Origin of the sequence: Actinopolyspora sabaoui (genome assembly GCF_051225635.1) — a bacterium.
In the GTDB taxonomy this organism is placed as follows: domain Bacteria; phylum Actinomycetota; class Actinomycetes; order Mycobacteriales; family Pseudonocardiaceae; genus Actinopolyspora.
The window spans coordinates 106,895-127,837 of the sequence record NZ_JBMIHH010000009.1 but is presented as its reverse complement, the minus strand read 5'-3'; the positions used below and the strand labels follow the sequence as shown (position 1 = coordinate 127,837).

Annotated in this window: 22 protein-coding genes; 4 read left to right on the top strand and 18 right to left on the bottom strand. The window is 66.4% G+C overall.

Annotated elements, in window-relative coordinates; all coding sequences use genetic code 11:
- Positions 1-165 precede the first annotated feature (165 nt).
- Positions 166-3,075 (bottom strand): AfsR/SARP family transcriptional regulator, encoded by a 2,910-nt coding sequence (locus tag ACOQFL_RS17475; RefSeq protein WP_435545253.1) that lies wholly within the window; start codon positions 3,073-3,075, stop codon positions 166-168.
- 318 nt (positions 3,076-3,393) lie between these two features.
- On the opposite strand from ACOQFL_RS17475, the gene ACOQFL_RS17470 reads away from it, so the two are divergent.
- The gene (locus ACOQFL_RS17470; protein WP_435545252.1) at positions 3,394-4,428 is read left to right on the top strand and encodes an ADP-ribosylglycohydrolase family protein; all 1,035 of its coding nucleotides are present in this window, start codon (positions 3,394-3,396) and stop codon (positions 4,426-4,428) included.
- A 60-nt stretch (positions 4,429-4,488) separates the two neighbouring features.
- Here ACOQFL_RS17470 and ACOQFL_RS17465 read toward each other — a convergent pair whose 3' ends face one another.
- The 16 genes from ACOQFL_RS17465 to ACOQFL_RS17390 form a co-directional block, all read right to left on the bottom strand.
- Positions 4,489-4,881 (bottom strand): ectoine synthase, encoded by a 393-nt coding sequence (locus ACOQFL_RS17465; protein ID WP_435545251.1) that lies wholly within the window; start codon positions 4,879-4,881, stop codon positions 4,489-4,491.
- A gap of 83 nt (positions 4,882-4,964) precedes the next feature.
- Positions 4,965-6,212, bottom strand: a complete 1,248-nt coding sequence (ectB, locus tag ACOQFL_RS17460; protein WP_435545250.1) for a diaminobutyrate--2-oxoglutarate transaminase — start codon at positions 6,210-6,212, stop codon at positions 4,965-4,967.
- 160 nt (positions 6,213-6,372) lie between these two features.
- Entirely contained in the window at positions 6,373-6,957 is a 585-nt protein-coding gene (gene ectA, locus ACOQFL_RS17455) for a diaminobutyrate acetyltransferase (protein ID WP_435545249.1), read from the bottom strand.
- Between the two features lie 405 nt (positions 6,958-7,362).
- The gene (locus ACOQFL_RS17450) at positions 7,363-8,115 is read right to left on the bottom strand and encodes a S1 family peptidase (protein ID WP_435545248.1); all 753 of its coding nucleotides are present in this window, start codon (positions 8,113-8,115) and stop codon (positions 7,363-7,365) included.
- A gap of 312 nt (positions 8,116-8,427) precedes the next feature.
- Positions 8,428-9,204: an SAM-dependent methyltransferase gene (locus ACOQFL_RS17445; RefSeq protein ID WP_435545247.1), complete on the bottom strand. Its 777-nt coding sequence runs from the start codon at positions 9,202-9,204 to the stop codon at positions 8,428-8,430.
- A 382-nt stretch (positions 9,205-9,586) separates the two neighbouring features.
- Positions 9,587-11,185 (bottom strand): CocE/NonD family hydrolase, encoded by a 1,599-nt coding sequence (locus ACOQFL_RS17440; protein ID WP_435545246.1) that lies wholly within the window; start codon positions 11,183-11,185, stop codon positions 9,587-9,589.
- 316 nt (positions 11,186-11,501) lie between these two features.
- On the bottom strand, positions 11,502-11,765 hold the full coding sequence (locus tag ACOQFL_RS17435; protein ID WP_435545245.1) for a GlsB/YeaQ/YmgE family stress response membrane protein: 264 nt from the start codon (positions 11,763-11,765) through the stop codon (positions 11,502-11,504).
- 178 nt (positions 11,766-11,943) lie between these two features.
- Complete coding sequence (locus tag ACOQFL_RS17430; RefSeq protein WP_435545244.1) at positions 11,944-12,540, bottom strand: hypothetical protein; 597 nt, start codon at positions 12,538-12,540, stop codon at positions 11,944-11,946.
- 124 nt (positions 12,541-12,664) lie between these two features.
- Positions 12,665-13,363 carry a hypothetical protein gene (locus tag ACOQFL_RS17425; protein ID WP_435545243.1) on the bottom strand — a complete coding sequence of 233 codons (699 nt, stop codon included), beginning with the start codon at positions 13,361-13,363 and terminating at the stop codon, positions 12,665-12,667.
- Entirely contained in the window at positions 13,353-13,853 is a 501-nt protein-coding gene (locus ACOQFL_RS17420; RefSeq protein WP_435545242.1) for a hypothetical protein, read from the bottom strand. The genes ACOQFL_RS17425 and ACOQFL_RS17420 overlap by 11 nt, the downstream gene beginning before the upstream one ends.
- A gap of 118 nt (positions 13,854-13,971) precedes the next feature.
- Positions 13,972-14,601, bottom strand: coding sequence for a hypothetical protein (locus ACOQFL_RS17415; RefSeq protein ID WP_435545241.1), 630 nt, complete (start codon positions 14,599-14,601; stop codon positions 13,972-13,974).
- Between the two features lie 53 nt (positions 14,602-14,654).
- A complete protein-coding gene (locus ACOQFL_RS17410) occupies positions 14,655-15,959 on the bottom strand; it encodes a putative T7SS-secreted protein (RefSeq protein ID WP_435545240.1) in 1,305 nt (434 codons plus the stop codon).
- Positions 15,956-16,321, bottom strand: coding sequence for a DUF6317 family protein (locus tag ACOQFL_RS17405; RefSeq protein WP_435545239.1), 366 nt, complete (start codon positions 16,319-16,321; stop codon positions 15,956-15,958). Before ACOQFL_RS17405 ends, ACOQFL_RS17410 begins: the two co-directional genes overlap by 4 nt.
- Before the next feature lie 318 nt (positions 16,322-16,639).
- A complete protein-coding gene (locus ACOQFL_RS17400; RefSeq protein WP_435545238.1) occupies positions 16,640-17,257 on the bottom strand; it encodes a hypothetical protein in 618 nt (205 codons plus the stop codon).
- On the bottom strand, positions 17,250-17,498 hold the full coding sequence (locus ACOQFL_RS17395) for a hypothetical protein (protein ID WP_435545237.1): 249 nt from the start codon (positions 17,496-17,498) through the stop codon (positions 17,250-17,252). Before ACOQFL_RS17395 ends, ACOQFL_RS17400 begins: the two co-directional genes overlap by 8 nt.
- Positions 17,495-17,740 carry an HC3 family zinc finger protein gene (locus ACOQFL_RS17390; protein ID WP_435545236.1) on the bottom strand — a complete coding sequence of 82 codons (246 nt, stop codon included), beginning with the start codon at positions 17,738-17,740 and terminating at the stop codon, positions 17,495-17,497. The genes ACOQFL_RS17395 and ACOQFL_RS17390 overlap by 4 nt, the downstream gene beginning before the upstream one ends.
- A gap of 120 nt (positions 17,741-17,860) precedes the next feature.
- Here ACOQFL_RS17390 and ACOQFL_RS17385 point away from each other — a divergent pair, with 120 nt between their 5' ends.
- A complete protein-coding gene (locus ACOQFL_RS17385; RefSeq protein ID WP_435545235.1) occupies positions 17,861-18,700 on the top strand; it encodes a helix-turn-helix domain-containing protein in 840 nt (279 codons plus the stop codon).
- Entirely contained in the window at positions 18,697-18,885 is a 189-nt protein-coding gene (locus ACOQFL_RS17380) for a DUF397 domain-containing protein (RefSeq protein ID WP_435545234.1), read from the top strand. The genes ACOQFL_RS17385 and ACOQFL_RS17380 overlap by 4 nt, the downstream gene beginning before the upstream one ends.
- A gap of 149 nt (positions 18,886-19,034) precedes the next feature.
- Here the strand turns inward: ACOQFL_RS17380 and cas6e are convergent, their stop codons facing one another.
- Positions 19,035-19,871, bottom strand: a complete 837-nt coding sequence (cas6e, locus tag ACOQFL_RS17375) for a type I-E CRISPR-associated protein Cas6/Cse3/CasE (protein WP_092629244.1) — start codon at positions 19,869-19,871, stop codon at positions 19,035-19,037.
- A gap of 549 nt (positions 19,872-20,420) precedes the next feature.
- Here cas6e and ACOQFL_RS17370 point away from each other — a divergent pair.
- Positions 20,421-20,930 carry a helix-turn-helix domain-containing protein gene (locus tag ACOQFL_RS17370; protein WP_435545233.1) on the top strand — a complete coding sequence of 170 codons (510 nt, stop codon included), beginning with the start codon at positions 20,421-20,423 and terminating at the stop codon, positions 20,928-20,930.
- Positions 20,931-20,943 lie beyond the last annotated feature (13 nt).

The following is a 20,943-nucleotide window of genomic DNA, read 5'->3' as shown; positions in this document are numbered from 1 at the left end:
GGCGGTGGACAACTCGACGGGTCGAGCTCTCCGCACCGCCTTTTCTCGGCCGACTCACGACCCCCCGGGAGTCGCCGCGGTGCGATCGTGACCGGGACCGCGACGGCCGGCCGGAACGCACATTCACACGTTGGCAGGCATCACTAAGAGCACGCTAAACGCTGACTAAACGCCGGAGCAGGGCCGCGCTTCGGCTCCCTCGGTGGGGGCCGCGCCGAAGCGCAACCGTTCGCGCGGCTCCGCGGCACGCGGCGAGCCACCCGCCTCGAAAATGGACAGTGCCGTCTCCCACCGCCGCCGGGCCACCTGGTGATCCTCGCGCAGCGAGGCGACATCACCCAACCCCAGATACGCCGCGGCCTGACGCATGGTCGAGCCACAGCGCTGCGCCACTTCGAGCGCCTCCCCGTAGTAGCGCCGCGCGCTGTCGATCCTGTCCAGTTCGACACTCACTTCACCACAGTTGTTGAGCACCATGGCCAGAATTTCGAGATCGTCTGCTTCCCGATAGCGCTTTTCGGCCTCGTGCAGGTATGTCAACGCCTCCGCACGGTTGCCGATCACCTGCTCCACCTGGGCCAGATTGTTCAGCGCTCCCGCTTCCTGGTACCGGTCCCCCAGCGACCGGTAGGTCCGCAGCGCGTCCTCACAATGCTGCCGCGCTTCCGGATAGCGTCCCAACCGGAACAGCGCGCTGGCCATGTTGACCCGCGTCATGGCCAGCTCGCCGCGATCGGACAGCTTCGTCGCGAGCCGCTGGGACTCCGCGTAGTAATTCAGGGCCACCTCGGGGCTACCCGAGCGGGAGTACACCACCCCGAGTCCGGCCAGCATCAGTACCGTGCCGGTCTCGTCTCCGATGTGGCGTGCCGATTCGAGTCCTCTGGTGTAGATGGTCACCCAGTCCTCCCAGGGGCACCGAACCATCAGGTAGTTGAACTGCAGGCGCACCAGCCACCAGGCCGTCCGGTGCCATCGCCGGTCGGTTGCCGTGTCGATGGCGGCCACCAGGTTGGGCCACTCGGCGTCGAACCACTCCAGTGCCTCTGTCCTGCCGTGGATCTCCGGCACCTCCCGCTCCGGCGCCGAGAAGTCCAACTCGTCACGGGGTGGGCGCAGGAACCTCCTGGCGTGGTCGGCGGCGGTGAGGTAGTGCCGCAGCAGCCCGCGCAGCGCGTTCTCCGATTCCTCCCCGGTTTCGTCGGGGGCGGCGAACACGAGTTCGCGCGCGTAGACCCGTAACAGGTCGTGCATCGCGAACCGGTCCGGCCTGGGCTCGCTGAGAAGGTGGGCCAGTGTCAGTGCTCGCAGTCTGCGGCGCGCCGTCTCGGGCTCGGTGCCGCACAGCGCGGCCACGGCGTGCGCGGTGAAGGTGTGGCCGGGAACCAGCCCCAACAGCCGGAATGTCCACGCCTGGCTGGGGTGGAGGTTGCGGTAGGAGATGTCGAAGGCCCGACGGACGCTGATGTCGGTGTCGTCGGTGTCGTCGATGTCGAGCCCGGTGAGCCGGTTGTGCTCGTCGGTGAGCTCGTCGACGAGGTCGTTCACCGCGCGCCCCGGGTTGGCCGCCAGTCGCGCGGCGGCGATTCGCAGCGCCAGCGGCAGGCCGCCGCACAGGTCGGCGAGTTCGCGCGCGGCCCGCGGTTCGGAGCGGGATCTGCCCGGCACCCCGGCCCGGTCCAGCAACTCCACGGCCGCGGTGGTGGGCAGGGTCTCCAGCGGCAGTGCCCTGGCACCGCTGCGCACCACCAGGCCGTCGAGTCGTTTCCTGCTGGTGACCAGCACGAGCGAACCGTTGCTGCTGGGTAACAGCGGGCGCACCTGCTCGGCGTCCCTGGCGTCGTCGAGCAGGATGAGCACGCGGCGCCGCGCCAGCTGCGAGCGGTACAGGGCGATCCGTTCGTTCAAATCGATCGGTATGGCGTCGTCGGCGACGCCCAGGCTCTTGAGGAAACCGGTGAGCACCTCGCCCGGTGGGAGCGGGGAACGCTCGTGGTCGAACCCACGCAGCGAGGCGTAGAGCTGGCCGTCCGGGAAGCGGTGCGCGACGCGGTGGGCCCAGGTCACCGCCAACGCGCTCTTGCCGATTCCGGCGGTGCCGGTGATCGCGGCGAGCACACTGGCCGATTCGCTGTCCTGTTCGGACAGCATCCGGTCCAGCGCCGCCGATTCGGTGGACCTTCCGACGAAACCGGCCACCGGTGGGGGTAGTTCGGCCGGTTGTACCGGGGTCACGTCACCGGCGGGGGTGGCGGGTCCCGCGACTGCACGGTTCGGGGCGGTCAGTGTCTCGTCGTCGCGCAGCAGTCGTTCGTACAGCGAGCGCAGTTCCGGCCCCGGATCGATGCCGAGTTCGTCGGCCAGCAGCTCCCGCAGCGTGTGATAGCAGGACTGTGCCCTGGCACGTTGTCCCGATCGATAGTAGGCGAGCATCAACTGGCCGGTTAGCCTCTCGCGGAGCGGGTACTGCTCGACCAGTTCGGACAGTTCGACGAGAACTCCGTGGTGTTCGCCCAGTTCGAGGTCGGCCTCGATGCGCTCCTCCAGCGCCACCATGCGCAGTTCGTCCAGGTTGGGGGCGACCATGCGGTGCAGTCGCTCGGAGGAGATGTCGGAGAGCACCGGGCCACGCCACAGCGACAGCGCGCGAGACAACACCCGGGAGCGTTCTCCGGGGGTGAGGTTTCCGGCTTGGTTGACCAGGGCTCGAGCTCGGTGCGCGTCGATCCGGTCGCTGTCCACCCGGAGCAGGTAGCCGGGGGCACGGGTTACCAGTGCGGGGTTCTCCGGATCCGCTGTCCCTTCCTCGGGGGTGAACAGCTTGCGAATACGCGAGACGTAGCCGTGGATGATGGTTCGCGCCGTGCGTGGTGGTTGCTCCCCCCAAAGAGTGTCGATCAACCTGTCCATCGACACGACCTGGTTCGGTTCGAGCAGCAAGCAGGCCAACGCACTGCGCATCGCCGAGTTGCCCAACGGCTGCGGTTGCCCGCCGTAACGCACTTCGAGCGGCCCGAGCAGCCCGAACTCGTAGCCACTCTTCGGGTGCTCGGCCAGGTTGTCGTGCGGTGGCATATCCCCCCGAAGCTCGATCCCTCTTTCGCGTACATCTTTCCCGGTTCCGTGTCGCCGGCCGCAGGGTGTCGCCCCCGCGAACAACCGGCCCGAAACCGATCCACGTTAACCACTAAAACCGACAAACGTGTTCGGATTCACCTGGCTTCACCCCAACGGACTAAGATCAACTTTTATTCTTCGATAAATGTCACAGTCTGTGAGCAAACTCCGCCGTGCAATCGCACAGATCGCTGCCAAGTGGCTGTGGCGGGCCAGTAGAGTCGGGTGAGGATCAGAACGCGAGCGAGAGCCAAGAGCACTGTGGAGGTATCCCGGGTGTCGACGTCGTCCACGGTGGTGGATCGTGCCGTGGGGTGCTTGCTCGGTGCGGCGCTGGGCGACTCCCTCGGAGTTCCGGTCGAGTTCGAGGAGCACGGCGACATCCGTGCGCGCTACGGGCCCGACGGAGTAACCGAACCGCCACCGCAGGCACTGCTCGGCGATGCCGCGCAGATGCTGCTGTTCACCGGCGAGGGATACCTGCACGCTTGGGCCACCGGCAACAGCGGTGGTCGGTGGCGGCCGGTGGAGGCCACGGGCGCCGCTTATCGACGATGGTTGCTGACCCAGCAGGAGGACAAACCGCACTACGGGGCGACCGGTCTGCTGGCCGAGCCGGAGCTCTACGTGAACCGCTCCCCCGGCCTGACCAGCCTGCGTGCGCTGCAGGAGGACCTGCTGGGAACTCCCGAGGAACCGATCAACAGCTCCAAGGGCTGCGGCGCGGTGGACCGCGCGGCCGGAGCCGGATTCGCACCCACCGTCGAGATGTCCTACACGCTGGGCTGCCAGTTCGGCGCGCTGACCCACGGTGCCCCCGGGGGATGGGCGGCGGCGGGAGCCATGGCCGCGCTGATCCACCTGCTGGCGGTGCAGGGCAGGCGAATTCCGCAGGCGGTGGACCAGGCGGCGGGCAGGGTGCTGCGGGAGGACGGCGAGACCGCCACGGGGCTGGCCGACGCGGCGACCCTCGCCCGCATCGACGTACGCACGGCCTACGTCCAGCGGCTGGGGCAGGGCTGGGTCGGGCCGGAGGCGCTGGCCATCGGGGCCTACTGCGCGCTGGCCCTGCCCAAGCGCGAGCAGTTCCGCGACGCGCTGTGGCTGGCCGCCAACCACTCGGGGCACAGCGACACCACGGCGGCCATCACCGGAGCGATCCTGGGGGCCAGGCACGGCACCGCCGCACTGCCGCGGGACTGGCTCAATCGATTGGAGCTGGCCGACGTGATAGAGCGCATCGGCCACGACCTCGGCGCGTCCTGCGTGGGCGAGAAGTTCAACGACCGGCGGTACCTGAGTCTGGGTTGAGTGCCGCCCGGGCAACGTGGAGCCGAGGGCGACCACTCACGCGGCCGCCGCTCCCGTGGTTCACTCCTCCTCTGTCACTAGGGGATACACGCCGTCCTCGTCGTGCACCTCCCTGCCGGTCACCGGCGGGTTGAACACGCAGACCGTGCGCATGTCGGTCCTGGGGCGCACCTGGTGCTTGTCGTGCTCGTCGAGCAGGTACAGCGAACCCGGCCCGAGGAGATGCGTCTCCCCGGTTCCGTGATCGGTGATCTCGCCCTCGCCCTCGAACACGAACACCGCCTCGATGTGGTTGGCGTACCAGAACTCGTTGACCGTGCCCGCGTACAGCGTGGTCTCGTGCACCGAGAATCCGGCCTTCTCCTTGGCGAGGATGATCCGTTTGCTGCGCCAGTTCTCGGTCCTGATGTCGGATTCGGTGTCCTCGACGTCCCGGACGGTACGAACGATCAAGTCGTCTCCTCGGTGTTTCGGAAGTTTTCGGCGCGGTGGGTATTCGCGGCGGGTGTTCGCGGTGAATGTTCGCAGCGGGTGTTTCAGGCCAGTACCGAGCGCACGGCGTCCTGAATGATCCGGATCCCCCGCTCCAGCTCGTCCTCGCTGATCGTCAACGGGGGCATCACCTTGACCACCTCGTCGCTGGGACCGGAGGTCTCCAGGATCATCCCCCGGTCGAAGGCGGCCTTGGAGACCTTGCCCGCCATCTCGGGCTCGGCGAAACCGAGGCCGCGTGCGAGGCCACGCCCCTTGGACAGCAGCCCGGGGTAGTCGGCGCCGAGCTCGCGCAACGCCTCACCCACGCGCTCGCCCTTCGCGAGGGTGGCGCGTTCCAGTTCGTCGTCACTCCAGTACTGCCGCAGCGCCTCGGTGGCCGTGACCAGGGCCGGGTTGTTGCCGCGGAAGGTGCCGTTGTGCTCGCCGGGTTCCCAGACGTCGTGCTCCGGCTTGATCAGGGTCAGCGCCAGCGGGCTCCCGTAGCCTCCGATGGACTTGGACAGGCAGACGATGTCCGGCTCGATGCCCGCCTGCTCGAAGCTGAAGAACGGGCCGGTCCTGCCGCAGCCCATTTGCACGTCGTCGACGATGAGTAGGATGCCGTGCCGCCGACACAGCTCGGAAAGGCCACGCAGCCACTCAGCGCGGGTGTCGTTGATACCGCCCTCGCCCTGCAGGGTCTCCACGATCACCGCGGCGGGCGCGTTCAGGCCACTGCCGCTGTCCCGCAACAACGACTCGAAGTAGAGGAAGTCGTCGACCTGGCCGTCGAAGTAGTTGTCGTAGGGCATCGGCGTGGCGTGCACCAGCGGGATGCCCGCCCCGCCGCGCTTCATGGAGTTGCCGGTGACCGAGAGCGAGCCCAGCGTCATGCCGTGGAAGGCGTTGGTGAAACTGATGATCGACTCGCGTCCGGTGATCTTGCGTGCCAGCTTCAGCGCGGCCTCGACCGAGTTGGTGCCCGTGGGCCCGGGGAACTGCACCTTGTAGTTGAGCCCGCGCGGCCGGAACAGCTTCTCGTCGATGGTGCGCAGGAACTCGGCCCTGGCGACCGTTGCCTGGTCGAGCCCGTGGTGTATCCCGTCACGCTCGATGTATTCGATCAGTTTGCGTTTGAGCAGCGGGTTGTTGTGCCCGTAGTTGAGCGCGCCCGCCCCGGCGAAGAAGTCGAGGTAGGCGTTCCCACTCTCGTCGTAGATCCAACTGCCCAGCGCACGGTCGAATATCGCGGGCCAGGTTCGGCTGTAGCTGCGGACCTCTGATTCCTGGGTTGCGAAGACGTCTTTCACGATCCTCCGTTCGGCCCGGTTCGAGGTGCTCGTGACTCCTCGGCCGCCGGGCCGGTTACGTGTCGTGCCGTGCGTGCACACGGCTGGGATGGTTCGCGGCCGGGGTTTCTTCACGGCCGGGGTTTCACCGCGAACCGGGTCGGGTGTGTGGCGTGGAACCTCACGCGACGGACCCCGCGAGAGTGCCGTGTGCCGTGGCACCGTCGGTGGCGAACGGTCCGATGCGGTAGAGGTCCTCGCCGAAATGTGAGTCCGGGAAGAGCTCGGACGGGAACAGCGGGCTCACCTCGAGCGCGGCGCCACGGTCGCGCGCCAGCGCGGAGAAGAGGTTGATCGAGGCCGCGTTGTCGGCGGTGATGGTGGTTTCCAGGTAGCGGATGCCGTCCCGCGCCGCCGTGTCGAGCAGCCGTTCCAGCAGCCGACTCGCCACCCGGTGACCGCGCAGCTCCGCGTCGACGCCGATCTGCCACACCACGAGGGTGTCCACGGCGTCGGGTCGGACGTATCCGATCACGAAGCCCACCACCCCGTCGTTCGAACGCGCCACCAACGAGGTGGCCGCGAAATCGCGACACCACAGCAGGTAGGCGTAGGGGGAGTTGACGTCCAGCACCCCCGAATCACGCGTGATTCGGTACAGTTCCGGGCCGTCCGCGACGGCCGGAGTGTCGATCTCCACCCGCCCGGCTGACCCACTCACGCCATCGGGCCGTGCGCCACGATGGCCAGGTTTTTCGCCGGTCATGTCTCACGAAACTAACCACGCACCGGCGAAATCGCCAGGCGAGAAAAGATCGACATTTCCCCCACCAGGCACGAAGAAAATTCCCCCGTGACAAGCACAACAAATTTCTTGCGACACCGAAAGAGAATCGCTAGCGACGATTCAATCTCCCCACGAAAAGATCAATACAGGCACCCTGAACTGCGAGAACAGCGAAACGATCTATTCTTCGCACCGAAAACGATCATTCTCTCTCCCTGTGATCGATTCCGGCGGTAACGATGCACCGAGACTTCGGCAGCGGTCAATGTCCGCCCCGGGAAAACGCGTACCGGAGTTTCATCGATTGTGTTTCCACACACGTTTCCCCGCCGCCGTGAACGGCGACGGGGGAACCGGGTGTAGCAGTGAGGAGAGGAAACCGCGTCACACGCCCGCGAGGGAGCCGATCCAGCTGCTGTAGCGGGTCACGTTGGTGTAGGCGGTACGCGAGGTGCGGTCGCTGGTGGAAGCCACTCCCACCTGCACGTACTCCCCGTCGGCGGCGGTGGCGAACATCGGCCCGCCGGAGTCACCGCCCGCGGGGATGCCGTCACCACGGTAGGCACAGATCGCGGTACCGCCGCGGTAGTCGGAGCAGGAGGTGTCGGTCACGGTCACGTCGGCGACCTTCAGCCGCTGGGACTGGCATTCGATCTCGGGGCGGTCGGTGCAGGTGGCGCCCCAGCCGTAGGTCTGCACGGTCTCGCCGACCTCGGCGGCACCGGGGGCGCCGATCGGGGCGTACTCGACGTTGACCGAACTGCCCACATTGACCAGTGCCAGGTCGGCGCTGGGATGGATGTTCACCCCGCCCGGAACGGCGAACACCTCACGACCCTGGGTCTGGTCGAGGCTGCCCACCCGGAAGCTGACCTGATTGGCACCCTGGACACAGTGCTGCGCGGTGAGTATCCACTTCGGAGCGATCACCGAGGCGCTGCACGCCTGCCTGCCGTCGGCGAACATCCGCGCCGCCCACGGAGCGTCATCGGCGTAACTACCGTCGATGATCATCGTCTCCGGGCCGGAGTCGTCGTTGGCGACCGGAGCGGAAACGGCTGCCTGGGCCGGAGCGGCCATGCCGACCGCGATCAGCGCGGCCGCGGCCGTGCGGGTGAAGATTCGTGCTAGTGACAAGCTGGGGCTCCTTTTGGGACAGCAGCTGTGTCGCTGCGTGATCAGGACACCCCTAAAGATCACTCGATCGAGTGGCGGAATCAACAATTTGGTCACTAATCGCCAACGAAGCACGTGACCTGGTAACGCCCGAAACCGGGCTGCCCTCGACCGTTCCGGGCCGACCCGGAACCGGATGGCCCCCACGAACCACGCACGTGTCCCCTGCACGTGCATTGGATGCCCGCTCGGCGCGGCGTCAATTTCTCGCGAAATCGCCGCCCCGAGCGACCACCTGAGCTTCCCGACCAGCTACGCAACGGGAGCACAAGCTCAAGGAAGGTAGCCGAGCGCTCCTACGGCGTTGGCGGAGGCGGTGGCGTCCTGCTGGGCGTTGATGTCCGGCTCCGGCCGCCACTGCGGCAGCGGGACCAGACCGGGCTCCACGAGCGAGTAGCCGGGAAGCAACTCGCGGATCCGCTCGATCTCACGAACGGCAAGCGGCGTGTGGGTTCCCTGGTAGGCCGACTCGCTGTGACGCACCTGCTCCTCGGACATCGTCAGCGGCGTGCTGTGCGAGACGGCCAGATAGCTGCCCGGTACGCAGTTGGCCCGGTAGGCGGCCACGAGCGCGGCGGGATCGTCGGCCTCCGGAATGTAGGGCAGGATCGACACGGCCAGTATCGCGACCGGCCGGGTGAAGTCGAGCAGCTCGGTGACCTCCGGGGCCGACAGCACCGTTTCCGGTTCTCGAATGTCGGCGTGGGTGACGGTCACGTTGTCGACTCCGCGCAGCAACTGCCTGGCGTGCGCGACGACCTCGGGCTCGACATCCACATAGGCGACTCGTGCGTCGGAGCGGCACCGGCGGGCTATTTCGTGCACATTCCCCACCGTCGGCATTCCCGACCCCAGATCGAGAAACTGATCGATTCCGCGGTGACTCAGAAAACGGACCAATCGTCCGAGAAAAGCCCGCGTCGCACGTGCGTAAACCCGGGCTTCGGGGACCTCGGCCACCAACCGGTCAACGGCCTGCCTGTCCGCCGCGAAATTGGCTGTCCCCCCGAGGTAATAATCGAACATGCGTGCGGCGTTGGGGCGCTGCATGTCTACGCCCCTGACCTGCAGATCTCCCGATATGCGCCTTAAGGGTCTTCTTGGTGGCTCATCATCGGCACCTTCGCGTTGTAACGCGTCCGGTGGACGAACATCCGTCATATCCGCCACGGTACCGCCGAAGGCGGCGATTGTGGAGCAGTGTTCCCGCCCCTGGCGAAAACATACCGCGAACTCCGAGAAAAACTTCGTTGCGCTACTTTTCGGACACTACTCGTATTCGGCCGAATCCTGATAGCACAACCGAACGGATCCGAACAGTTCGACCGGTTTTTCGTATCCGTTTTCGGCCGGTCACAGTGGTGCCCGCACCTCCCGGCACGGGCACCATGGGTGAGCGGCTCGTCAGGAGAGCACCGCAGCGGAAACCGTGTCAACCCACCGGAACGCGCAATGTGGCGGGCTGTTCGGCCGAGGAGCCGAACGTCACCTCGCCGCCGGAGCTCTCGTCGCGGTAGCGACCGTCCACGGTGTCAACCACCAGCACCAGCCGGTGCCCCTCGGCCACCTGCCAGGAGGTGGGTTGCAGCGGGATGTCCACCCGCCGCTTCACGCCGGGAGATTCATTACGCAGTGTCACCGGCTTGTGGCTGATGAGGCTTCCGTTGCCCGCGGGGCCCACGTCGTAGAGGTAGGCGAACAGCGACACGCTCTCGTCCTCGGGAGTGGCGTTGACCCGAAGTCGTGGTGTGCCGGTGACGTTGACGCCGTCCGCGTAGGGCTCGGTCGCCCACACCGCGGCGTCGTCCCGATCGACCAGCGGGACCGAGACTCCCACCGGGATCCGCGCGAAGCCCTGCAGCGCACCACTGACCAGAACGACCCCGCTGTTGGCCAGGGTGGGGTCGCCACTGTCGATCGAGTGCTGCCATTCGGAACCGCGCTCGGTGCTCAACCCGCCGGTCTCGGGGGCGAACAGGTGCCGCCGGGTGGGTTCGGTGAGCTCGCGGGTGGTGGTGTGGTCGGTGACCGACCGCCAGTCCGGGTACCGCTTCCACTCGGAACCGTTCATCGGCTGGATCTCCACCGCGCTGTCGGCCATGCCCTGGTCCTTACCGCGCAGCCGCTGGTCGAACCAGCGCGCCGCCGTGTCCCAGATGTGGTTGGGCAGGCCCGCCGCGCCGAAGAGCTCGGATGTGGCGTGGTCGCCCGGGGAGAGCATGAGCCGCTTGGGGCCGGTCAGGCCGCTGAACAGGTCGGTGATCTGCTTCGGTGGGAACAGCGAGTCCTGCCAGGAGTTGGCGAGCATAACCGCGGTGCCGTTGGCGTTGAGCTCGTCGAGCTTATTGATCGGGGAGCGCTCCTCCGCCAAGTGCAGCGCCTCCTCGGTGCGGTGCTCGCGGTAGGCGTTCTCCAGCTCGGTGAGGTCGGCGCCGAACCTCCCGGTGAGTTCGCCGACTCCCAGCAGCAGTTCCGCGCCGGAGGCGTTGACCGTGCGGTTGGGGTACAGCGAGGCGACGAGGTCGGCCCAGCCGCTCATGGCCGCTATCGCGTCCACCCTGGGGTCGGACGCGGCGGTCAGCGCGCTGATGCCCGCCCCGTAGGAGATTCCGGCCATGCCGACGTTCTCCTCCCCGGCGGAGGTGTTGGCCACGGCCCAGTCGATGACCTCGCTGGCGTCGGCGACGTCCTCCTCGCCCGCGACCTCGACCTCGCCGCCGGAGGCGTAGAACCCGCGAGCGGTGTAGCTGACGACCACGTAGCCCGACTCGTAGGCCAGCCGGGCGGCGGCCCCCACGTACTCGATGTTGGGGGTGGCCCAGCTGGCGGGCATCACCAGCAGCGGTCGTGGCTCGGCCGACTCGCCGGTGGGTTCGATGACTTTGGCTCGCAGCGTGATGCCACCCGACCCGGGGATGCTCGCCCGGTGCACGGTCACCCCGTTCGTCTCGGCCGTGGCGGCCGGGGCGAGCAGGGAACCGCACAGTGCGGCGAGGAGGGTCGCGGCGGCTGTCGAGAGTATTCGGCGCACCGTTGCCTGGCCCTTCCGGCCGCGGCGGAGGGGCCGCCCCGGCCTTGTGGTGATCCATCACACAGGCCGGTCAGTAAACACCGTCCTACTGACGAGTAGCAACAGTCGGCGGCGAAGTGCCCCGAAACGGGCGTTCCGATTGCCCCGGTTCCTGGATCGGCCGGAGGAGCGGGGCACCGTGCGTGCTGGGTGAGCGGGCGCGCGGGAGGCGGTTCGCGGCGTGGGCCGCCGCTGCTTCGGGAGCGGCCCGACGCCGCGAGGCACCGACACGGCGCTCAGCTACCCGGCCACCCCCGCGAGGTGGCCGTCGGTGGGATCAACCTCGGGACTTGTGGAAGACGAGGCGGTAAAGCAGCAGCAGGATCAGCGATCCGAGCACCGCCCAGCCGAAGCTGGCCAGGTTGAAGCCGGATATCCCGCCGCCGCCGAAGAAGGAGCTGCCCAGCCAGCCGCCGAGCAGACCTCCGACTACGCCGATGATGATGGTCACGATGATGCCGCCGGGATCCTTGCCAGGAAGGATCAGCTTGGCCACTGCTCCCGCGATCAGACCGAACAGGATCCAACTGAGGATGCTCACGGCGAACTCCTTGTCGAGGGTGGGGTCTCTCCGCCTGTTCGATCACTACCCCGGTTGATAGTCACCCAAACGGAGCAGGCTCGATGGCACCACCGATCATCACAGTTCGGGTGCCGGTCCCGGAGGCCGGGGCCTGGCGTGTCGCCGATCGGCGGCACACCGCGGCACGGTGGGGGTCTCACCCGTCGTGGGATCGGTCCCTGTCCGCTCGTGATGCCGTACCGGCGCCTCGGAAGACCAAGCGCCATTCGTCCGCCACGAGCTGCTCCTCACACAGCTCCCAGCCGTACCGGGAAGCGGTGTCGAGAATCTCCCCGCTGGACAGCGGAGCCAGCCTCTCCCGGCGCAGCACCAGTTCGGGCTCGGCCGGGCGAACGCCGCGCAGCATCCGACGCAGCCGCCACCGGGCGAGCGGACGACCGCTGTCACCGCCGACCGGGGCTTCCGCGGCTCCGTGCCGTCGCTCCCGCAGCGCTTCGCGGCTACCGGTGGGCCGGAATCCGAGATCGTGGTACTTCGTTCGCTCGAACAGGGTGAATCCCTCGTGCCGCCCCAGATCACGCAGCATCTCGGTGGAGACCTTCTCGTAGTCGTCGGCGTCCAGCCACACCAGACCCGCCGAATCACGCCGTCCGTACAGACCCTTCCGGGCGCGTTCGAGCTCGGGGCGCCACGGCTTGTTCGCATGGCGCACCAGGTGGACGGTGAGCGCACCGAGCAGCATGACGCCCGGCAGCGGAGAAATCACGAGGATGAGGGCTTCAAGGAGCTCCAAGTAATCCACCTCCGGCTGTCTACGTCGCGGAGGAGGTCATCCGCTCACCTTCCAGCCGCGCGGCGATTTCGCGAGAAATCGACGACCGCCTCTTGGCCGCGAGGTACTGAAAGTGGGAAGCGGTTCAGCTTCGCCCCGTGTTGCTGGTGCCCAGCGCCACCGCGACGACGCGTTCGTAACCGGCCTTGTAGTCGGCCACGACCGCCGTGCGTGCTCTGGCGGCACGGATCGTCGGCCAGAGTGACAGCGCGAAGACCACCGCCGAGACCGCCGAGACGAGCAGCAGCGTATCGGCCGCCTCGGGATTGCCCTCTCCCCGATTAACCAGCGAGAACATGAGCGTAACGAACGCGACCAGGGCGGGCAGCGAGGCTAGCCGTCCCAGCCGGACGTAGCGACGACGCAGCCGCACGTGCTCGCGATGCACTCCGTCGAGCACCGACTCGGACAGCACGCCTATCCCACTATCTCGCTTCACTCGTTCGGCCTCCAGCAAGGCCGCCTCGTTGCCGCGCAGCTCGTCCAGCCGGGGCCCCTCGACGAAAGCGGGCCCGGCGATGTGGCGGGCGGTGGCGAAGTCGAAGCGTTCGAGCCACAGCCTGGATCCTCCGTCGCCGGTGCGCTCCATACCGGTGAGCCGCCAGCCACGCTCGCGCACCAGAACGCTGTAGTGCCGCAGCGAGATCTCGCCCTCGCTTCGCGGTAGGTCCACATGGTTCACCCGGGTGCGTTCGGTACGCGCCTCGTGGAGCCGGTGCAGGAATTCCGCTTCGGCGGGGCTTGTCCCATCGTCTTCGACGTGAGCTGTGCCATCATCCGTCATCGGCGAAGGACCACCTCTCGTCCTGCTGGTGCTCAGTGGTGCCAGGGCGGAAGTTCAGCCGCCACTCGGTGTCGGTGATCTCCTCCGACTCGAACGACCAGCCGTACTCGGCAGCCAACTCCAGGATCTCCGACTTCGGCAACGCACCGAGCTGATCACGACGCAGCAGCAGCGAGGATTCCTCGGCGGAAGCCCCGTCCAACCATTCCCCCAGCAACCTGCGGTGCTTGCCCGAACCCATGCCACCGTGTGGCTCGATCCTTCCCTTCCAGGCATCCGGCACCTCACCTGGCTCCCCGTCGGAGACGACCGGACGCCGGAAGTTCATGCTTCGCCCCGTACTGCCCAGAAAAACAAATCCCTCGTGTTCGGCCACGTCACGCATCATCTCGTTCGAGATCTTCGGATAGGAACCCGATATCAACCTCGATGCTCCGTTCTTCTCTCGCGAAGCCAGATCTTTACGAACCTTGGCCACATGGGTCCCCATCGATTTAAAATGATTCCTGATCAGGAGAATCACTCCGAGTAGCACATATGCCCCACCTAATACCGGGAACGCCCACATCAAATCCTGAAATGTCAACGCCAGCTCCCCTTGTCCTGATTCACAGCAGTCCCGCCAACTTGTCCTCGATGGAACTCCGAGCCGAGCCGCGCCACTGGATGCTGTTACAGATGTCGGCCATCATCGCCACGTAGTCGTCCCAGTCGCGCAGGCACTCGGTGGCCAACCCGAATACCGCGAGCTGGCTCCGCTCAACCAGCGGAACGATCACCTGGAACTGCCGGGAAACTCGCGGCTCGTAGTGCTCTGTCCCGGTCAGGTTGACTTCCGGTTTCGGAGTGTCCTGCTGCACCACGGCCAGGCAGCGCCCCACGGTGAGATCCACGAAATCGACCTCCCGCCGAGCGTCCTCCTCGCGGAGCCCGGCGGCCAACGCCTCCAGCGGTCGAGTGGCCTTCAAATCAGCGTCACGCAACGTGAGCGTGAACTGCGCGGTCGTCGCGGCCGTGGTGTCCCGTGCTGAACGCCCCACGAAATTGGCCGCGTAGATGATCCCTTCTTCGGCCATCCGCCGCACCAGGTACTCGTTGGCGACGAGCAGCCGAAGGTACTGCTCCTCCGCCAATCCCGGAAGGGCCGACCGCGCCGACTCGAACAACCGCTCGGCGCGATCCGCCGATGACTCGTTGAAGTCCACGGGCTGAAACCCGGAATGCAGCCCGAAACTCAACGGGAAAGTGTCGGAGGACTCATCGGAAATCGACTGTATCATATTCTTCCCCACTACCCGAGCGCCTTGGCGAAGCTCGACAGCGATTCACCTAGCCCTTGCAGTTCATGGCCTACTTTTCCCCATTCGCCGTAACTCTGCGCCGCCCCACCACCGAAAGCCACGTAACCCGCCTTGTTCTTGACATCGGCGCTCGCATCATCGCTGTGAATCCAATCGTTCGCGACGGGAGCCTGCATTCCCACGTTGAAAGTTCCCTGAATCGTCTTGGCCATTCCCTCGCCACCGACGAACCTGTTTGCCAGCCTGTCACCAAACAACGTTGCTATATCGGCGGGATCAGCCATATCGGTTACGACTTCGGAAGTCTTACTACCGAACGCCTTCGCACCAACTCGTCCGGCATCGACCAAGCCGTCACTCACCTGCAGGGCATCCGTGGCCGCCGCGCCTCCCTTTGCCAGCGGGCCGACCATGGGCAGCATGCCGAGCGCGTCGGTACCGACACCCACCCAGGCGTTCACATCGGTCCACTTGTCGTTCGCGGCGATGTCCCCGGCGTGCGCGGCCAACGCGACACCTCCCGCGATGAGCGCGATGGGCCCGGTGATCGCGTTGACACCGGGTATCAAGGACAACGTTCCGGCGACGGCGGCGATCATTCCCGCCACGTCGCCGATCGTACCGAGGTTGTCGACGACGAAGTCGCCCATGTCGGAGAACGCGTCGCCGAGTGCGCTCCAGAAACCGGGGGCGATGTCGGTGGCCTCCCGGAGTTTCCGCGCCACCGCCCGGGCGTCCTCGCGCCAGGTCTCCTGCAGCTCGACGGCCTTCTTCCGGATGCTTTCGACTTTGTCCCAGGCGCTGCGGGCGTCGCTCTTGGCGCTGGCGACCGCTTGTGCCTGCTGCTCGGCACGCCGGTTCGCCGCCGCGCGTGCCTCGGAGTCGCCGGAGTCGTATGCGATCGGCTTGTTGGCCTCCGCGACCGTCTGGTTAACCACCTGGTCGGCCTTCTCTGCGGCTGCGATCGCGTCTCGGGCCTGCTGCTCCAGTCCGGCTGCTTCGGTCTGGTGTCCTTTCAGGGTTTCCTGCCACCCGGAAAGCGCCTTGCCCGCGGCTTTCATGGACTCGTGGGCGTCGTCGAGCTTCCCGGGTAATTCGCCGAACTTCTCGGCGAACGCCTTGGACGCCTCTCCGGTCCAGGTGTCTTTCTGCTGCCTGATGTCGCGCAGCACTTCGTAAGTCTCGAACAGCCAGTTCCCGGTGTCGGTCAGCTGTTTCGCCAGTGTGCCTACCGAGGAAGGGTTTCCCCTGGCTGGATTGAATCCGAGCGCGTGCCAGTCCCCGTTGCCGCTCACCGGGCACCTCCGCTCTGGGCAGGCCTCGCCACCGGTGGTTCACTCTGCCCGGCTTCGCCGGACTCGATCGCTTCCCGCATCTTCGTGAAGCCTTCGGTGATGGCGGTTTCCAGTTCCTGGTACTGTTTCTTCGCGGAGCCGAGAGCTCCGGTTATCTTATTGACGCACTCGCCGATCTCGTCGATGCCGTGCTGCCAGTCATCGCGGAACTCGGCGCAGGCTTCATCCAGTTCGTCCGGGCCGATGGAGTCCGGGCCGATGTCGGCCATCGCCTTGAGCGCGCTCCGCAGGTTCTCCTCGGCCCGGTTGAGATTCTTCTCCATGGCATCCAACGAGCCGATGTCGACCGTGAAGTCGGACACTGGCTTTCCCCCTCGATCGCTTCGCTGTCCGAGGAGGAACGCTACCAAGCCGATGATCTCGTTCGGGGCTGTTCGGCTGACTCGCTCAGGGCTGCTCACTCGGCGATTTCGCGAGAAATCGACGGGGATCCGCCCCGCCCCGCGCGGCGAGTGGGGGAGGGAGCCGCGCGGGGCGGGACGGCGGACGGGTCCACGGCGGAGTGTCGGGGTTCGTCGCCGTGGCCCGTGGTCAACGGAGCGAATCAGTAGCTGTGCCGAGGTCGGCGGCCGTGCCGAGAGCGGAAGTGGCGCTGTGGATTCGCGGAGACGGACGAGGCTTCAGAGGCGGCGTAGTCCTTCGAGGACGCGGCCCAGCAGCGCCAGGTTCGGATCGGAGTCGGGTAAGGCGCCGACTGGCATCGGTGCCGGTTGGCACCGGGAAGTGTGGCGGTGGTGCGGGCCGGGGGCTTTGCGTACCGCCGCGTGGTGCGGCTTCGAGCTTCGGGATGCCGTTTGCCATGCGGCGAGAGCGGCCACGTCGGGAGTCGCCGGTGAATTCGATGTCGCCAGGATCGCGCCGTGGGATTCGTCGTCGCGATCCCGGAGCGCGTGGTGAACGCTCACGCGGGATTCGAGCTGTTCGTCGGGGTCGGTTTCGGGCCAGCGGATCGGTTCGGGTTCGGATCGGGAGTGTGTCGGCACGACAGCATCGGGGGCGGGAAGGCCGCTGGAACCAGTAGTCGCGCTCGCGAGTGCCGTGGTCCGGCTGTCGGTGCCAGTGGAACCACTGGCAACACCCGCGAGTTGGGCTTGCAGTTGTCGGACCGTCAGCGTGCCCGGTCCGGCACCGCCGTGCCTGGTGTGCGGGCGCGGGGCGGGATCGGGGTGCTGCGGCCAGAGCGCCAGGAGTATCGCCAGCGCTACCAGCAGGATCGGCACGAGTAGCGGGTCAGACATCGGGATCGCCCTCGACAATGCGGTTTTCGGCTCCGTACCCCTCGGGAAGGGCGGATTTCGGCGGGCTGTCCCGCGAGTCGGCGTAGCGCCGCAGTGCGATCGACGTCTCGGAGAGTTCCTCCGCCAGTTCGCGGCAGCGATCGGTGCCGAAGCGCCCGCCGCCCATCGCGAAGGCCGCCTCGTCGCAGTGCCACTGGCAGAGCCGCAGGAATCCGGCCAACCGGATGTGGTCACTGTTCATCGCGCATCACCTTCGTTCGCGTCGTGGCGGGGCGGGGCACCGACCAGTTCGCGGGTGGTGCGGTCGCAGTCCGGGCAGGTCGGCCACAACCAGGGGATGTCGCCGGTGGATGTGAGCACCTCCCGGCCGCACAGCGCGGACACGGTCAACTCCGGCGGGAACTCCAGGGCGGGCGGCGGCACCGGATCCCTGCTCGCGTGCCGCTGTTCCTCGGCGGGAACCCAGGTGAAGGGGTGGGACATGCGATTTCCTCCTTGAAAACTTCACTGCTAGTTGTCGAAACTAGTAATAGTTGCGTCAACTACGCAAAGTATCTTTCGAGGGACATGTTGTTACCGGGATCATCGATCTACGCTGGCTTCATGGCGAGCAGTGCACGGGCGCGGGGTCTCGGCGCGGAACTACGGCAGCTCCGCAAGAGCGCGAACCTCGAAGCACAGGATGTGGGAGGTCGCCTGGGATGGTCGAAATCGACCATGAGTAGGGCGGAATCCGGCGCGAGACGCCTCGACGAAGCGGACGTGTCCGCGATACTCGCTGTCATCGGCGTCACCGGCCAAGAGCGTGAGCGCTTGCTGAACATGGCTCGTGAGATAGACCAGCCCGGCTGGTGGGAAACCAGCGACAGTGGACTACCAGCTCAGCTGAAAGCACTGCTGAGCTTCGAGAAGGATGCGGTCCGTATCAGTGAGGGTGCGGTAACGCTGGTTCCCGGACTGTTGCAGACGGCTTCTTACACCCGTGCGCTAATGCTCGGGGGTGGTGTGCCTGGAGATGCCGTAGAGGCACGTGTCGCCGTGCGACGTGGCAGGCAGGACATCATCTTTCAGAAGAACCCGGTCGAACTCACCGCGCTCGTCGACGAAGGTGTTCTGATGCGTGAGATCGGTGGCCCCGAGATAATGTCCGAGCAGCTGCGTTATCTCGCCGACACAGCTGAGCTACCGAACGTGGAGATGAGACTTCTACCGTTCAGCGCCCATCCTGGGGTCGACGGATCGTTCCTTCTAATGGAGTTCCCGAGAGTTCGCTCGATCGTTCACATCGAGCATCACCGATCGAGCGCGTTCCTCGACGAACCCGACGATGTGGCCGCTTACGCGCGACTACGAGATAACCTCATATCAACGGCGTGTAGTCCTGAACACACTGTCCGCATGCTGAAGGCATACGCCGAAAAGTGGGAAAGCGAGTCATCATGAAGCCCGTGACAGGATGGCGGAAGTCCAGCCGCAGCAGCGCTACGCAGACCTGCGTCGAGGTGGGTCGTACCACCGAAGGCGCGGCCGTCCGCGACAGCAAGGACCGCACAGCGGGCTACTTCACCACCACCCACCAGCAGTGGCAGACCTTCCTGCAAGCACTGAAGGCCGACCACTTCGACTGAGCAAGGCACCGCGAGCGCCCCGCTTCCCCCAGCTGCGGGGCGGCGGGGCGTAAATTTCCCACGAAATCGCCGCGCCACCGCAGTGACTCCTCCGATGTCGTGGAGTACGGTTCAGCAACGCGTCGCGTAGTCGCTGTGGGTGAGAGGACTCAGTCAGCCGCGTCGGAATCCGGGGGCAACGGTGCGAGCGTGAGCAACCCGCAGCCGTAGGCCTTGGCGGGTCCGACGCCGTGCAGCAGTGCCCGCCGCAGCAGCTCCACCGAGGTAACTCGTAACCGTCCCTCGAATGTCGCGGTGTGCAGCACCACGGGTTTCGAACCCCGCTTCTTGGCGAAGGAGTGCCTTTCCCGTGCGGTGATCCGCACGTCTCCCGCGAACTCCGACACGTCGGCGGTACCCACACGAGCAGCCTCGGCCGTCACGGCGCCGCCGGTCGCATCGGTGGAATCAGCGCTCGCCGCGACACTGGAGTGTTCGATCGCGCTCGTTCCGGACGAAGCTCCCGGCACCGAGAATCCCCACTTCTCGGTGCGTTGCAGGAACCAGCCCAGCTGGGCCTCGGCGGTACGGTGAGCCGTCCGCGGCGAGCGCCCCAGCGAACCCTTACCCGAATCGTTCGGCTGGGTCGGTCTCGCGGCCTCGACCGCGTTCCGCACCGGATTCGCGGTCACCCGGAAGGTGAACTCCTCCCCCACCGCCAGCCGAGTCAGCAGCGGCTCGTACTCGCGCAGCTCGTAGTGCTCGCCTTCGGCGTGCGGCCAACCGGCCTGCTCGACCAGATGCGTCCAGTCCGGTTTGGACTCGGAGAGCACCAGCAGTTTCGGCCGGTGCGGGTTGTCGCTGTCCAGCCGCCACAGCGGGCGCTGCCGCTCGGGATCGTCGGCCAGTCCGCCCATGACCGCCCCGTGCAGCCTGCGGGGGTTGCCGAGCAGGTCACGGCTGCCCGAGCGCAGCGGGTTGATTCGGATGCGGGACAGGTAGCTCATCGGTTCACCACCCCAGCAGCGCGAACGGATCGCGCACACCAGGTGCTCGTCGCGGCACGGACAGCCACACGGTATCCGTGATCAACGACGGCGTGGGGTCGTCCGCGGAGATCGAGCACTCGCACAGTGAGCATTCGCACGAATGAACACTGTGGACAATGATGAGTCCGGTACCCATCCAGGCTCTACGGGCGTCAATTTCTCGCGAAATCGCCGGGCACCGGACAGCGGAGAGCCGGGCATCGAGCACCGAGCACCGAGCACCGAGCACCGAGCACCGAGCACCGAGCACCGAGCACCGAGCATCGAGCATCGGAGCACACGGGGATACCGAGCAAGAGAAGCGGACGACCACGGAGGTGCTCGCCCCGTACCCCCAGAACGGGGCGAGCACGCTGCCGCAGGTCAACTCCCCGGAAATATTTCGCGTTTCCACGGGGCGCTGGGCTCCGGAAGCTATGATCCCGGATCGGCGTTTGCTACTGTTGACAGTAGCATTATCACTGTAAACCATCACGGTGAAACACTGTCAACAGTCGTTTACGACGCTTGGACCTGGGGAAACTCACCAACAAACTGGCGGACGAGAAGAACGCTATGAGTGCCAACAAAGCCGGACGCGAAAACACTTTCGCGGGCAAGCTCGCCCATCTCATCGCCACGGTGCACCCACCGGACCGCGGCACCTACAGCTACCGCGAGATCGAGGCGGGAATCCGGCACCTGCCGGGCGCGATGTCGGCGCAGTACATCAGTCAGCTCAAAACCGGCACCCGAACCAATCCCAAGATCCACTACGTGGAGGCGCTGGCGGAGTTCTTCGGCGTGCCCGCCGGATACTTCTTCGACGACGAGGTCACCGAGCGCATCGACGCTCAGATCGCCGACCTGAAGACCTGGCGCGACACCGAGGCACGCGACATCGCCCAGCGCTTCGCCGGGCTGGACCGGCGGGACCGCAACACCGTCTCCAACCTCATCGACAGCCTCGACGCCTACAACGCGCGTCCCCGCCACCAACGCGCCCGCCGCAAGACCGACCGCGACCACACGGCGTAAGACGTAAGATGTG